This is a genomic window from Streptomyces sp. NPDC058291 (genome assembly GCF_042880855.1).
In the GTDB taxonomy this organism is placed as follows: Bacteria; Actinomycetota; Actinomycetes; order Streptomycetales; family Streptomycetaceae; genus Streptomyces.
The window spans coordinates 1-12391 of the sequence record NZ_JBHVYK010000140.1 but is presented as its reverse complement, the minus strand read 5'-3'; the positions used below and the strand labels follow the sequence as shown (position 1 = coordinate 12391).

Here is a 12391-nt window from a genome sequence, read left to right as displayed (position 1 = left end):
CTTCGATGCCGAGCGCTCACTCGCGAACTGAAGCGCTCAGCCGCAACTGATCACATCGGAATGACTCGTCTAGGGCCGCATAGAAGTCATCGCCCGAGCCGTCCTCGCGCCGCCCCGCCGCGACAAGCCACGGCAGGTCGGCGTCCAGCCATACCGCGCCGCGCCATCGCTGCACCTTGACCTTGAAGCCCCGGAGACTCCCCCGACGATCAAGGGGAGGTTCGGGCCGTCCGGCTGACAGGCCCCTGGTCTTCGCGGGTGGCCGTGTCGCATACGTGTCGAATTTTTCGGCGAGAAGGCTCCGTCTCCGTCGGTCGGCTCGGGGAGATCCCCGACGGCCTCCAGGCGCCTTTTCAGGTCAGGCAGCTGCCCTTCGACACACCGTGCGTAACGGCATGGATCGCTGGGCCGTCGCCACACCACCCCCAGGCGCAGCCCTCCCCACTTGCTGCAGGACGAAGAAGTCATGGCCCAAGGGCTCGCCATCTCGCTTCCGCCGTCGCGGCTTGCTCCGGTCGACACGGCACCCGGTGGACGGCCAGCCGAGGACCAGGGCCGGTAGACCAACCTCGCCGACCCCGCATGATCGACCTGATAAGGAAGCGGACCGAGTGCAGCGCGTCCGCGTGCATCCACGTCAGTCTTCAGCGTCGCTGAAGTACACCGTAAGACTCGGCCAACCGCCGTCCGCGGTGACCTCCGTATGCATGACGAGATCCTGAACCTCGACCAAGCCGAGACTTTCGATCGAGTCTGCGACTCTACGGAGCAGCGCAGGCACGTCATCCTGCCCCGTTCCCGCCGGGTTGGCCTGCGAGAAGTGTTTGATCGCCCACGATTCCATGCGCTCATGATCGCGCAAGCCCCGACCTGCCCCGCGGCGCGACGGAGGTCCAGAAGGTGCGCGCCTGCCGCTTCTCGGTGGTCAGCGCGGCGCCGTGGATGTCCTTGAGCCGGCGGGTGAGCCTGCTGCCGCGGGGGCCGTCGGCTCCACGAAGAAGTGGGACTTCGACTGGGCGTAGGCCGCGATCAGCGGCACCGCGGCCGACTTGGCGTCGTCGTAGCCCATCTCGATCAGATCGGCGACGTTGAACAGCCGCCGGTCCAGCTCGTCCGCGCGCAGCAGTGGCGCCGCCTCGTCCGGGACGACGACCAGGTCGCACTTGATCTGCTGGATCCCCTGCGGCGGTTCGGCTCCCGTGCAGCCGTTCCGTCCCCTGTGGTCGTTCGGTCCCCCGCAGTGGTTCGGCTCTCCTCCGGCCGTCCGGTCCCCTGTGGTCGTCCGGTTCTCCTCCGGCCGTCCGGTCCCCTGTGGTCGTCCGGTTCTCCTCCGGCCGTTCGGTCCCCTGCCGTCGTTCGGTCCCCCTGCCGCGACCGGCCGCGTGCACCTGGAGGAGCACTTCTGACGGATCCTGCGCGCGCATAGCATCAGCGGATGCATTCCACCGTCCTCGACAAGATCGACCGCGACCTCGCACACGCGTTGCAGATCGATGGGCGGGTGCAGTTCAACAAGATCGCCGACGTGCTCGGCGTCTCCGCCAGCACGGTCGCCCGCCGCTACCACCGTCTCTACTCGGCAGGTCTGTTGAGGGTGGTGGCCTCGGTGAACCTCTCCCGGCTCGGTTACGTCGCGTGGACCATCCGGTTGCGGTGCACCCCCGACGCGGCGGGCGGCATCGCCGCCGCGCTCGCCCGACGCAGCGACACGTTCTGGGTGCACCTGCTGTCCGGCGGCACCGAGATCTCGTGCGGCACCCAGGCGCGCTGAACGGCGAGGTCGACGACCCGGCCGCCGCCGAGAACGCCCTCTCCAGCGGGCGCAGCACCACCCTGGACGTCCTGCACGACGCCGGCGCCGACGGTCTGAGCTCGGTGTACCTGGCCTCCGCGGGTCTGGCGCTGATGGCGGCGCTCGGCACGGCCGTCTTCGTCCGCAGGGGCGCCCAGGCCGTTTTGCCGCACGCCCCGGCGGGAAAGGAGGCGGCCGAAGCGCACTGACCGTAGTCGGCCGAAGCGCTCGGACATCCAGGGGGAAGGAGACGGACCGAGGCGCTCTCCCTGCGGTGATCAGCGGCCGGTGATCAGCGCGAGTCGCGCGGGGCGCTCGTCCCCCGTACCTACCCGGCGAGCGCGGCCGAGCCGTCCCGCAGGGTGATCCGCAACCCGTCCACCGCCTCCTGGACGCCCGCAGTCCCCGGATTTCCCGGAGTTCCCGCAGTCCCCGCAGTCCCCGGAATTTCCGCAGTCCCCGCAGTCCCCGGAGGACCGACCGCGGCGGCCGCCGCGACCGCGACCGCCGCGGGGTGGATCTCGTCCACGAGCAGGTCCGTCAGGCGCAGGCCGGTTCGGCCGTCGAGCTGTTCGGGCCGGCCGAGCACCTCCGGCGGCTGCCCGGGGTCGGAGAGCACGAGATCGCGCAGCGGCGCCCCCAGCCCCACGCCGAACGCCTTCAGCACGGCCTCCTTGCGCGTCCAGGTGCGCAGGAAGGCGGACTTGCGCGCGCCGGGCGGACGGGCGTGGAGCGCGACGAGCTCGGAGTCGGCGAGCGCGACGCGAGCGGCGGAGTCGACGTCCACAGCGACGTCCACGTCCTCGACGTCGAGGCCCACGCGCCCGTTCTCGCACACGGCGACGCCGATCAGCGCACCGCTGTGGGAGACGGAGAAGTCGAGGTCAGGCCCACCGAGCGGCCATCCGCCCTGCGGCAGGTCCAGCCGGACCTTGCCGTGCGGGCCGCCGCAGCGCGGGCACACGCGCCGCAGGGGGACGTCGGCGGGGGGCAGTCCGAGCAGCTCGCCCAGGGCGAGTCGGCTCAGCGCACAGCCGACCAGGAACCGCTCGCGGCCCGCCCGGTCGACGGTCGCCTCGTAGCGGCGGCGCTCCACGGGGTCGAGAAGTGCCAGGAGACCCGGGCGGGCGTCGGACAGGCGGGCCCACCACACCTGCACGGGATGTCCTGGCACAGCGCCTCGTCCCGACCGCGGAGGGGAAAGAGCGGTCAGTGCACGGCGCGCAGCATGCGCGTCACGTTGATACGCGTCGGCGAAAGGCCGAGTTCCACGCTCTGCATCATCCGCTCGCCGTTCAGCCGGCCGTAAGCGAGCAGATCCACGTTCGCCAGGCTGAATTCGGGCCAGGTGTGAATGCTCAGATGCGAGGCGGAAAGCAGGAGAATGGCGGTCACGGCGCCGTTCGGGAAAACGTGCGACGCCTCACCGAGCACCGTGGCGTTTCCCTTTTCGGCGGCCGTGCGCAGCACCTTGAGGAGGCGCTCCTCGTCGGTCAGGATGCTGTGGTCGCTCACCCATACGTCGACTGCATAAGAGCACAGATCGTCGACGTTTATACCTTCGGTGGCGAGACTGGCGGAGTTGGTCATGGGGAACCGGGGGTGACGAATCGCTGCCCCCGTCTCCTTTCCTATAGGCGCTCGGTGGTGCCCAGAGTAGCATCCGGGGCGCCCGGCGGCTCGCGCGCACAGTGCGCCGAGGGTTCCGGGGGGTGCCCTGCGGATTCGATGGAGAACCGGTCCGAGCCATTCCGAAATGCATTTCCTCGACACCTTCGGACGTTCACGGGAATTACTCCGGAATGCGTTCGGGAGAGCCGCGGGAGGAACGTCCCAGTATTGCGCCTTCCGGGTATTCCCTTCCCCGCCGTTCCGCTGCCGTTTCCCCATCGCGGGTGCCGGACCGCCGGCCCCTCACCAGCCCGTATACTCGATAGTCCCGGAATCCACCAATCAGCTTGCCTGGAGCAGCATTGTGACGAACGCGCGTCGGCACCCTCGGAGCACCACCGCCGATTCCGTGCTCACGGAAGTCGCGGACGCCGTCCGGCTCCAGGAGGGCCCGCCCGGAGTCCGGTCCGTCCTGCGCGCCCTGCGCCGGCTGGCCCCGGCCTCCACGAAGGAGCTGAGCCGCGCGACCGGCCTGCCCGTACCGATCGTGGCCGCCCTGGGCAACGAGCTGCGGCGCCGGGGTCTCGTCACCGAGGCGCGTCCGTCCCGGCTGACCGACGCCGGCGCGGACCTGGTCGCCTCGCTGGGCATGGACCTCGTCCTGGACGCCACCTGCCGCGCCTGCGACGGCCGTGAGCTGGTCATCCCCGACGTGCTGGACGAGGCCGTGACACGGCTGCGCGCGCTGATGGAGTCGGGGCCCGCCGCCGACATGGCGATCGACCAGTCGCACTGCACGGCCGAGACCAAGGTGCGGCGGGTGCTCGCGCTGCTCACGGCCGGCGCGCTGCCGGGCGGCTCGCTGCTGCTGATCGGCGACGACGACCTGGTGTCCCTGGCCGTCGCCGTGGTGGGCGACGTGCTGGGCGGGCCGATCGTCGAGCGGGTGACCGTCGTGGACATCTCGCCGGAGATCCTCGACCACGTCCAGAAGGCGTCGGCCGGTCTCGGCACCCGCGTCGAGACCGTCCAGCACGATCTGCGCCATCCGCTGCCCGCCGAGCTGCACGGACAGCACGACGTGGCCATGACCGACCCGCCGTACACGCCCGAAGGCGCCCGCCTCTTCCTCTCCCGCGCCGTGGAGGGCCTGCGGCCCGGTCCGGCGCACAGCGTCTTCTTCTCCTTCGGCGGCAAGAGCCCGGACGAGATGCTGGAGGTGCAGCGGGAGATCATGGCGCTCGGCCTGGTCACCAACGGCTACATCCGCAACTTCAACGAGTACGAGGGCAGCGGCATCCTCGGCGGCGTCGGCTTCTTCCAGCACCTCCTGACCACCACCTCGACCGCCTCCCGGCAGGGCGAGTTCAGCGGTCCCCTCTATACGGGCGACAAGCGGACCCGGCAGCGCGAGTACACGTGCGCGGCGTGCGACGCGCGGATCCGGGTCGGCCCCGGCGCCCGCTGGACGTCGGTCGCCGCGCTGCGCGAGGACGGCTGCCCGGAGTGCGGCAGGGGTCCCTTCCGTCCGGGCCGCCTGGTCCCGGTGGAGGAGCCTCCGGCGTCGGCCGAGCAGCCCTCTGGCCGGCCGCCCGCCCCCGCCGCGGCCCCGTCCGCCGTCAACGCCGCGGCCCCCTCCCCCGTCACCGCTCCCGCGGCACCCTCCCCCGTCACCGCTCCCGGGAGCCCGGCCGCCGCCGCTCCCGCCCCGCGCACGTACGGGTGGCGTCCGCCGACCGAGGCCGAGCGCGCCGCGCTGGCCGAGCGGGCCCGGCCGTACGTCACCCGGCAGGCCGACGAGCGCGATCTGCCGGCCATCGGGCGGTTCGAGGCCGAGATCGCCCGGGTCTCCTTCGGCGAGGACGCCATCGACGACCCGGCCCGGTGGGAGACCCGGCTCGGCCGGGCCATGGAGAAGTCGAAGGAGGGCATGATCGTCGCCCACCGCCCCGGCGACGAACCGGTCGGCTGGTGCTGGGTGAGCATCAACCAGAACGCGATGACCGGCGACCGCTACGCCAACTTCCGCTCCCTGGCGGCCTCCCCGGTCGACAACCGCGGCGACGTCGCCGAACTCCTGCTCACCGCGGGCCTGGAGTTCTGCCTGGCCAACGGCATCACGGAGGTCGTCGGCAGGGTGCACGTGGGCAACGTCCCGATGCGCACGGTCTACCGCAAGTTCGGCTTCGACCCGACGAGCCTGTCGATGAAGCTGTTCCTGCCGAAGGAGGACGGCGTCCGATGAGCACCACGGATCGTCTCGACCCGGACGGGATCAAGTGCGTCGTCTGGGACCTCGACGGCACCCTGTGGGACGACGTCGCCGTCGAGTCGGCCACCGACGCGCTGCCCACGCCCCGCCCCGGGACGCTCGCCGCGATCGACGCGCTGGCCGCCCTCGGCGTGCTCAGCAGCATCGCGAGCCGCAGCGCGCCGTCGGTGCTCGACCGGCTGGAGACCGTGCCGGCGCTGCGTGAACGGTTCCTGGCCCCGCAGGTTTCCTGGCAGGACAAGAGCGAGTCGCTGCGCAGGATCGCGAAGGACCTGGGCATCGCGGTGGACGCCCTGCTCCTGGTGGACGACTCCCCCTACGAGCGCGCCGAGGTGGAGGCCCTGCTGCCGGGCGTGCGCACCCTCGCCCCCGAGGACGTCCCCGCGCTGCTGGCCGCGTTCGAGGGCCGGGAGGTCACCCCCGAGTCACGCGAGCGGGTGCGCCGCTACCGCACCGAGGAGACGCGCCGGGCCGAGGGCGAACGCTTCCTGGGCTCGCGCGAGGAGTTCCTGCGCTGGTGCGACATGCGCCTCACCGTCGGCGCGGCCACGCCCGGCGAGGTCCCCCGCGCGCTGGAGCTCGCCGCCCGCACGCACCGCCTGAACTCCTCCGGCCTGGCCCCCGACCGGCTGCGCGAGCTGGCCGCCGCGGAAGGGCACGAGGTGTACACCGCGCGCATGACGGACCGTTTCGGCGAGTACGGCGTCATCGGCGCCGCCCTCGTCGACCGCACCGCCCCCGCCACGTGGTCCGTCCCGCTGCTCGCCCTCTCCTGCCGGGTCGCCGGCCGGGGAGCGGCGGCGGCCTTCCTGTTCCGGCTGATGCGGCGGGCGCGCGAGCGGGGCGCCGAGGAGTTCCGGGTGACGCTCCGCCCGACGGACGCCAACCTGGAGATGCGCATCCTGCTCCGCCAGGCGGGCCTGCGCCGCACGGACGATCCCGGCGCCGCCGCCGACGCCGCGGTCCTGGGCAGGAGCCTGCACGACGAACCGCCCGAGCCGCCCGCTTGGCTGCGGGTGACCGAACGAGAGGACGCCGAGGCGTGACGGACACCCGGGACCGGGGCGCGGTGGAACGCGCACTCCGCTCCATGATCGCCGAGGCCGCCCGCCTGGACGAGGCCTACGTCGCGGAACTCCCCGCGGACACCGACCTGTTCGGTCCGCGGATCGGCCTCACCTCGCTGGCCGGGGTGACCCTGCTGGGCGCCGTCGACCAGCGCTTCGGGGTGGACGTGGCCGCACTGGACCTGAGCCTGGACAGTCTGGAGTCCATCGCCACCCTGAGCGACTTCGTCACCGCCCATCTCCAGCCCTCCTAGCCACCCGTCTGTACTCCACGCTGTTCAAAAAGGGTGATCCGTACAGTCGTGCCGTGACCCGGCCCGGGCGGCGGCGTTGAACGGGGAGTGCGACGGCGCCCCCTGCCGCCGCACGAACCGAATCACCTAAGGAGAACGTGATGTCTCGCATCGCGAAGGCGGCCGCTGTCGCCCTCGGTACCAGCGCCGTGGTGGTCAGCGGAGCCGGCCTGGCCATGGCGGACGCCGGTGCCAACGCTGCGGCGATCGGCTCGCCGGGCGTCCTGTCGGGCAACGTCGTCCAGGTTCCGATCCACATCCCGGTCAACGTCTGCGGCAACACCGTCAACGTCGTCGGTCTGCTGAACCCCGCGTTCGGCAACACCTGCGCCAACGTCAGCGACCACGGCGGCAAGGACGGCGGCGACAAGCACGGCGGCGACAAGCACGGCGGCCACAACGGCTACGGCGACTGACCAGCCTTCCCCCCAGGAGAGCCCCGGCACCTCGAGCGCCGGGGCTCTCCCCTGTTCCGGTCAGGCGTACCGGTAGATCCGCGACACGTCCTCCAGCCGGTCCGGGGTCACGTTCCAGGGCGGCAGTTTCTCGTGGCGGGCCACGACCCTGCGGTACTGGCGGGTCCCGGGACCGGGCGGTTCGGCCGGCAGGTAGCGGTGCTCGCGGTGCCGGCTCTGCCAGCGGGTCCACAGCAGGTCGACGAAGGCGTGGTGCAGCCAGAACACGGGGTCGTTGACGGAGGCGCCGCCGAGCATGACCCCGCCGACCCACCGGTGCACCCGGTTGTGGTTGCGCCAGGCGGAGCTGCCCGGGCCGGAGCCCCAGCCCTCCAGCCTGTTGCGGAAGCCCCGGGTGACCGTCGAGTCCCAGGGCGAGACGTCGTAGACGGGGTCCCGCAGGGCCGCCTCCACGTCGCTCCTGGTCGGCAGGTCGATCGGACTGGCGGCGCGGCCGAGGTCCCGGGTGAGGAACTCACCGTCGGTCACGTTCTCCTTGATGGTCCAGCTGCCGGTGGCGTACGCGAAGGGGCCGGTCGTCACCTGGCGGTCGGAGCGGCGTCCGTTGCCCCCGAGCAGGTCCTTCGTCCAGGGCGCGGCGGTCGTGGCGCGGTCGCGCGTCCAGTCCCAGTACGGCACCGTCACCGAGGGGTCGACCCGGCGCAGGGCCGTCTCCAGGTCCAGCAGGAACCTGCGGTGCCAGGGCAGGAAGGAGGGCGCCATGTGGGCGCTGCGCAGGCCGCCGTCGCCGTCGGAGACGTAGTGGTCGATGTGCGTCCGAACGAATTCGTCGTACTCGCCCCTCTTCTTGACCGCCAGCAGCGCGTTCACGAAGCGCCGCCGCTCGGCGCCGGTGAGCGTGCTGACGTCCTTACGGATGTAGGCCATGGTGTCCCCCCATGTGCGTGTGGTGGTGTGCCGGACCGTCCTCGCGCAGCCGCTCCCCCGGTCCGAGCCCGTCGACGGCGGCGCGGACCGCCTCCAGCGGGGTGGCGTACGAGCGGTAGTGGTCGACCATGCTCAGCCAGGTGCCGTCGGCGCGGCGCATCAGGTGCAGCGGGCGGCCGTCGACCGTGACCTCCCACCGGGCGCCGGCCGCGGCGGATCGCGACGGGGTGAGGACCCCGCGGATGCGCCGGCCCCGGTAGGTCTCGTCGAAGGAGTCCGCGGGCGCGGGTCCGCCGTCCGCCGGCCGCGGCGGCCGGGAGGCGGCGACGACCGGGGCGATGGCGAGGGCGGCGGCCGCTCCGAGCAGTCCGCGCAGCAGGTCCCGGCGGCGTGCGCGGCGGGCCGGCCCGGATCTGGCCGTGGCTGCCGGAGCGGCGTTCACGGGTACTCCGTCGACGCTGACGACCATGGTGTGCTCCCTCGTCCGGGACCGGGGTCCGGTGCGGTTGTCCGAGGGGCTAACCGCCGAGGGGGCCGCATGGTCACCGTCCGCGTCCGAACGGCCCGCGACGGCGGGAGGGATCCGGGCACGGCGACGGGCCCGGACGACGGCGTCCGGGCCCGTGTTCGCGGCGGCCGGCCCGCGGCTCTACCGCCCCTGTCCCAGACCGAGGTCCGCGCCGGGCACGGTCTGCAGCACGGGGGTGAGCACGCCCGCCTCGGGCAGCTTCAGGTCCGGCAGGCCGTAGTGGTCGGGGTTGGGCGCGGTGAGCGGTGCGTCCAGGGTCAAGCCGGGGCCCAGCGTGCGCAGGTCGGAGGCGGGGGCGTCGAGTCCGACGTGGTTGAACCCGTTGCCCAGGACCTCCGGCAGGGGAGCCCGCACTCCCAGGCCGGGCAGACCGGCGGCGACGGGCAGCTGGGGGACGACACGCTCCGGGATGAGACGGCCCTCGACGAAGCGCGGGCCCTCGGGCGCGCCGGGCGTGGGCAGGGGGATCTCGCCTCCGATGGTGGGCAGTTCCACGTTGAGGGACTTCTCGACGCCGTCCAGCGGTACGGGGACGGGGACGGTGCCGATCGCGGCTGCCGGGCTCGCGCAGGCGGCGGCGCCGGCCACGGCCGCCACACACGTGAGCACTGCGGCGAGGGTTCCTCGGGTGGTCGACTTCATCTCGGGTACGGGCCCTTTCGGTGGAGTTCGGGGGGCGTTGCGTCCGTACCGGGTAACGAGCAGGAAAACGGCATCAGTTCACAATTCCCCCGAGTGCCGTAATAGTCCTACCGCCGTACCGGCGCGGCGGACGGCGGGGAAGGGGGACGTCAGGCCGTTCGGGCGGGGCGGACGTCAGCTCGTCCAGAAATCCCACCAGCGGGTCAGGATCAGCATGCCGATCACCCCGATGTGCAACAGCGGCGGCGCCCAGGCGAATTCGGCGAGGAAGTCCCGTACGCCGGCCGGCGCCGGGAGGAGCCCGTGGCGCACGTCGAAGGCGAGGGCGTACCAGAACGCGAGGATCGTGGCGACCCAGGCGAGGCAGCACCACAGGCACAGCGCGTTGATCCGGTACAGCGACTCGAACTGCAGCCAGGACACGAACCCGACGCCGAGGAGGCATCCGGCGGTGAACGTCAGCCAGTACCAGCGCGGGAAGGAGGCCCGGGCCAGCAGGCTCGCTCCCACGCACAGGACGATCCCGTAGGCCACCAGGCCCAGCATCGGGTTGGGGAACCCGAAGACCGAGGCCTGGTCGCTGCGCATGACGCTGCCGCAGGAGACGACGGGGTTCAGGCTGCACCCGGGGGTGAAACCGGGGTCCTCCAGCAGCTTGAACTCGTCGAGGGTGATGACCCAGGAGGCCAGCAGACCGGCCGCTCCGGCGAGGACCAGCAGCAGGGCGTACGCGCGGCCGCCGCCCACGGCGGCCGGCTGCGGCCGCCGCATCAGCCGCGCAGGCGGCGGGCGGGCAGGACGATGTGCGCCGCCGCCGCCAGGGTCTCTTCGGCGCCGGCGAACGCGGCCAGCGCCTCCGGCGTGACGGCCCGGCCGGGCGTGGCCTCCGGCCAGGCGCGGGCGGTGAGGACGAGGTAGGCGTAGCCGCGCTCGCCGACGGCCGCGAGCCACTCGGCGGGCGGCAGGCACTGGGCGTTGAGACCCGGCAGGTTCAGCACGGCCGCGCCGGACTCGACGAGCAGGCTGAACGGCAGGCTGGGCCGCTCGGTGCCGTCGACGACGTCGCCGCCGACGGGCATGCCGTTGTCGGCGAGCAGTCGCGCGACGGCGGCGGCCGTCCCCTCGGGCCCGTCCGCGGTGTCGCCGAGGGAGTAGGCCAGCAGGTAGGGCATGTCATGGCCGTCGGGGGCCTCGCCGCTCCACGGCATCACGACGAGGGTGCCCAGGTCGGCCACGCGGAAGGGGCGGGTTGCGCTCGGGGTTGAGGTCACCGCGCGACCCTATCGGCGCACCGGCGGGCGGCCGGAAGCGTTCTCACCCGACCGGGGGACTTCGGCGGGTCGCTCCACACGAACGAGGGACGCGCCGCTCGACTCGCCTCGAACAGCGCCGAGGGCCGGTCCGTCGGTGACGGGACCGGCCCTGGCGGCGGGGGGCTCAGCCCTGCAGCGGCAGTCCGCCGAGGAGCCCGTGGTGGGTGTTGAGCGCGCCCGCCGCGCCCTTGACGGTGCTCAGCACGGAGTCCTTGTTCTCGGTGTCGAGGGCGTCCGACTGGTGGTGGAGGGGCATCGCGTCCTCCAGGTTGACCGGCCCCCTGGCGAGGGTGTCCACGGCGCCGTTGAGGCTGGTGGGCGTGAGGTCGGCGGGGGCGGCGAACGCGGGCGCGGCAAGGCCGGCGAGGGCCACGGATCCGGCAACGACAGCGGCAGCCTTCAGGGACTTCATCGGATTCCTTTCTTCGGCGACTCGGCAACTCAAGTCACCGGGGCACGTTCTGACGTCGTGCCTAACGAGGCCTGCCGAATGCGGAAACCGGGTGACGCGCGAAATCCCGCACCCCGGCGGATGCGCCGGGGTGCGGGGATGCTCGGGCGACGGTCAGCGGGTGGGCGGCGGCGGCAGCGAGGGCGCCGGCGCGGCCGGGGTCGCCGCGGCCGCCTCGGCCGGCAGACTCGGCAGGCTCAGGCCGAGTCCGCCCAACGTCGAAGAGAGCAGGTCGAGCAGGCCGTCCACGACACCGGTGACCGCGGACACGACCTGGCCGACGTCGAGGGACGTGGCGGCCGCGAGCAGCGATTCGACGGCCTTCTGCACGGCGGCGAGCGCGTCGGACACGGGGTCGGCGGCCGCCTTCGCCGTGGCGTCGTCACCGCCCTTGGCGGGCGCGGGCGGCACGGCGGCGGGCGCGTCCGGCGCTGCGGGCGCGGCCGGGGTCGCTGTCGTGACCTTGGCGACGGCCGTCTTGACGGCGTTGCCGAGCCGGGTCGCCTGGTCTGGGGTGAGGCGGCCGTCGTCGGCCTTGAGGACGGTGTTGAGCGTCTCGGCGACCGGGGCCAGGACGGTGCTGAGATCACCGAGGCCCTTGCCCTGGGCGAGCAGCGCGGCGACGCCGGGAACGGGCGCATGGGAGGCCGCTGCGACGCGCTCGCGGGCTGCGGCTCCGTCGGCCGCCAGGGCGGCGGGGGCGGCGAGGCCGAGGACGAGGGAGGCGCACAGTGCGGTGGGAGCGATACGCCGTATGGGCAGACCACGCATGGGAAATCCTTTCGATTGCGTCCGGTCTCGTGCCCACCGTGCAAAGCGCCGTGGCGCCCCGCAACACAACCGTCGCGCCCTGTGAGTCTCCGCAGCTCACCGGACCGGCATCGGCCCTGATGGGGAGCTCGTCGGGACCCGCCGAGCAGGGCGGGCCGCGTTCCCCCTTCCGGGGCAACGTCGTCGGCGACGGGTTAACGGCGCCCCCCCGGGCGTCGGGGGGCGGGGTTGGGGGAATCGAGTGGTGTGCGAGGGGGGGGGTCGTCACGGGGGTTTTGTGGGTGTTGACGTAACCCGGGTGGAGGAG

At 72.8% G+C, this 12391-nt stretch carries 17 protein-coding genes; 6 read left to right on the top strand and 11 right to left on the bottom strand.

What is annotated here, in order from left to right; genetic code table 11:
- Positions 1-637: 637 nt before the first annotated feature.
- A complete protein-coding gene (locus tag ACFVYK_RS36725) occupies positions 638-844 on the bottom strand; it encodes a hypothetical protein (RefSeq protein ID WP_389781078.1) in 207 nt (68 codons plus the stop codon).
- Positions 845-925: 81 nt separating this feature from the next.
- Positions 926-1441: a hypothetical protein gene (locus tag ACFVYK_RS36720; protein WP_389781077.1), complete on the bottom strand. Its 516-nt coding sequence runs from the start codon at positions 1439-1441 to the stop codon at positions 926-928.
- Between ACFVYK_RS36720 and ACFVYK_RS36715 the strand changes: the two genes are divergently transcribed.
- Positions 1436-1771 (top strand): Lrp/AsnC family transcriptional regulator, encoded by a 336-nt coding sequence (locus ACFVYK_RS36715; protein ID WP_389781076.1) that lies wholly within the window; start codon positions 1436-1438, stop codon positions 1769-1771. The genes ACFVYK_RS36720 and ACFVYK_RS36715 overlap by 6 nt on opposite strands.
- Positions 1750-2001, top strand: coding sequence for a hypothetical protein (locus ACFVYK_RS36710; RefSeq protein ID WP_389781075.1), 252 nt, complete (start codon positions 1750-1752; stop codon positions 1999-2001). Before ACFVYK_RS36715 ends, ACFVYK_RS36710 begins: the two co-directional genes overlap by 22 nt.
- A gap of 119 nt (positions 2002-2120) precedes the next feature.
- Here the strand turns inward: ACFVYK_RS36710 and ACFVYK_RS36705 are convergent, their stop codons facing one another.
- Together ACFVYK_RS36705 and ACFVYK_RS36700 are read right to left on the bottom strand one after the other, a co-directional pair.
- The gene (locus tag ACFVYK_RS36705; protein ID WP_389781074.1) at positions 2121-2966 is read right to left on the bottom strand and encodes a 4'-phosphopantetheinyl transferase family protein; all 846 of its coding nucleotides are present in this window, start codon (positions 2964-2966) and stop codon (positions 2121-2123) included.
- A gap of 35 nt (positions 2967-3001) precedes the next feature.
- Positions 3002-3382 (bottom strand): S-adenosylmethionine decarboxylase, encoded by a 381-nt coding sequence (locus tag ACFVYK_RS36700; RefSeq protein ID WP_319172048.1) that lies wholly within the window; start codon positions 3380-3382, stop codon positions 3002-3004.
- Between the two features lie 430 nt (positions 3383-3812).
- On the opposite strand from ACFVYK_RS36700, the gene ACFVYK_RS36695 reads away from it, so the two are divergent.
- From ACFVYK_RS36695 to ACFVYK_RS36680, 4 genes are all read left to right on the top strand, one after another.
- Positions 3813-5648 carry a GNAT family N-acetyltransferase gene (locus ACFVYK_RS36695; RefSeq protein ID WP_389781073.1) on the top strand — a complete coding sequence of 612 codons (1836 nt, stop codon included), beginning with the start codon at positions 3813-3815 and terminating at the stop codon, positions 5646-5648.
- On the top strand, positions 5645-6721 hold the full coding sequence (locus tag ACFVYK_RS36690; protein WP_389781072.1) for an HAD-IIIC family phosphatase: 1077 nt from the start codon (positions 5645-5647) through the stop codon (positions 6719-6721). Before ACFVYK_RS36695 ends, ACFVYK_RS36690 begins: the two co-directional genes overlap by 4 nt.
- Positions 6718-6996, top strand: a complete 279-nt coding sequence (locus tag ACFVYK_RS36685; RefSeq protein WP_389781071.1) for an acyl carrier protein — start codon at positions 6718-6720, stop codon at positions 6994-6996. The genes ACFVYK_RS36690 and ACFVYK_RS36685 overlap by 4 nt, the downstream gene beginning before the upstream one ends.
- 140 nt (positions 6997-7136) lie before the next feature.
- Entirely contained in the window at positions 7137-7451 is a 315-nt protein-coding gene (locus tag ACFVYK_RS36680; protein WP_389781070.1) for a chaplin, read from the top strand.
- A 60-nt stretch (positions 7452-7511) separates the two neighbouring features.
- On the opposite strand, the gene ACFVYK_RS36675 is transcribed toward ACFVYK_RS36680, so the two are convergent.
- The 7 genes from ACFVYK_RS36675 to ACFVYK_RS36645 all read right to left on the bottom strand — a co-directional run bounded on the left by ACFVYK_RS36675 (position 7512) and on the right by ACFVYK_RS36645 (position 12084).
- Complete coding sequence (locus tag ACFVYK_RS36675) at positions 7512-8378, bottom strand: tyrosinase family protein (protein WP_389781069.1); 867 nt, start codon at positions 8376-8378, stop codon at positions 7512-7514.
- Positions 8362-8847, bottom strand: coding sequence for a tyrosinase family oxidase copper chaperone (locus ACFVYK_RS36670; protein WP_389781068.1), 486 nt, complete (start codon positions 8845-8847; stop codon positions 8362-8364). Before ACFVYK_RS36670 ends, ACFVYK_RS36675 begins: the two co-directional genes overlap by 17 nt.
- Before the next feature lie 180 nt (positions 8848-9027).
- Complete coding sequence (locus ACFVYK_RS36665; protein ID WP_389781067.1) at positions 9028-9549, bottom strand: hypothetical protein; 522 nt, start codon at positions 9547-9549, stop codon at positions 9028-9030.
- Between the two features lie 174 nt (positions 9550-9723).
- Positions 9724-10320 carry a vitamin K epoxide reductase family protein gene (locus ACFVYK_RS36660; protein WP_389781066.1) on the bottom strand — a complete coding sequence of 199 codons (597 nt, stop codon included), beginning with the start codon at positions 10318-10320 and terminating at the stop codon, positions 9724-9726.
- Entirely contained in the window at positions 10320-10820 is a 501-nt protein-coding gene (locus ACFVYK_RS36655) for a DUF5949 family protein (RefSeq protein WP_389781065.1), read from the bottom strand. The genes ACFVYK_RS36660 and ACFVYK_RS36655 overlap by 1 nt, the downstream gene beginning before the upstream one ends.
- 166 nt (positions 10821-10986) lie before the next feature.
- Positions 10987-11274, bottom strand: coding sequence for a hypothetical protein (locus ACFVYK_RS36650; protein ID WP_389781064.1), 288 nt, complete (start codon positions 11272-11274; stop codon positions 10987-10989).
- Positions 11275-11427: 153 nt separating this feature from the next.
- A complete protein-coding gene (locus ACFVYK_RS36645) occupies positions 11428-12084 on the bottom strand; it encodes a hypothetical protein (RefSeq protein ID WP_389781063.1) in 657 nt (218 codons plus the stop codon).
- Positions 12085-12391 lie beyond the last annotated feature (307 nt).

What these genes read in the sequence shown, in the direction of transcription:
- ACFVYK_RS36725 (WP_389781078.1), bottom strand. Translation starts at nt 844, where the DNA reads ATGGAATCGTGGGCGATCAAACACTTCTCGCAGGCCAACCCGGCGGGA.
- ACFVYK_RS36715 (WP_389781076.1), top strand. Translation starts at nt 1,436, where the DNA reads ATGCATTCCACCGTCCTCGACAAGATCGACCGCGACCTCGCACACGCG.
- ACFVYK_RS36720 (WP_389781077.1), bottom strand. Translation starts at nt 1,441, where the DNA reads ATGCATCCGCTGATGCTATGCGCGCGCAGGATCCGTCAGAAGTGCTCC.
- ACFVYK_RS36700 (WP_319172048.1), bottom strand. Translation starts at nt 3,382, where the DNA reads ATGACCAACTCCGCCAGTCTCGCCACCGAAGGTATAAACGTCGACGAT.
- ACFVYK_RS36690 (WP_389781072.1), top strand. Translation starts at nt 5,645, where the DNA reads ATGAGCACCACGGATCGTCTCGACCCGGACGGGATCAAGTGCGTCGTC.
- ACFVYK_RS36680 (WP_389781070.1), top strand. Translation starts at nt 7,137, where the DNA reads ATGTCTCGCATCGCGAAGGCGGCCGCTGTCGCCCTCGGTACCAGCGCC.
- ACFVYK_RS36675 (WP_389781069.1), bottom strand. Translation starts at nt 8,378, where the DNA reads ATGGCCTACATCCGTAAGGACGTCAGCACGCTCACCGGCGCCGAGCGG.
- ACFVYK_RS36670 (WP_389781068.1), bottom strand. Translation starts at nt 8,847, where the DNA reads ATGGTCGTCAGCGTCGACGGAGTACCCGTGAACGCCGCTCCGGCAGCC.
- ACFVYK_RS36665 (WP_389781067.1), bottom strand. Translation starts at nt 9,549, where the DNA reads ATGAAGTCGACCACCCGAGGAACCCTCGCCGCAGTGCTCACGTGTGTG.
- ACFVYK_RS36660 (WP_389781066.1), bottom strand. Translation starts at nt 10,320, where the DNA reads ATGCGGCGGCCGCAGCCGGCCGCCGTGGGCGGCGGCCGCGCGTACGCC.
- ACFVYK_RS36650 (WP_389781064.1), bottom strand. Translation starts at nt 11,274, where the DNA reads ATGAAGTCCCTGAAGGCTGCCGCTGTCGTTGCCGGATCCGTGGCCCTC.
- ACFVYK_RS36645 (WP_389781063.1), bottom strand. Translation starts at nt 12,084, where the DNA reads ATGCGTGGTCTGCCCATACGGCGTATCGCTCCCACCGCACTGTGCGCC.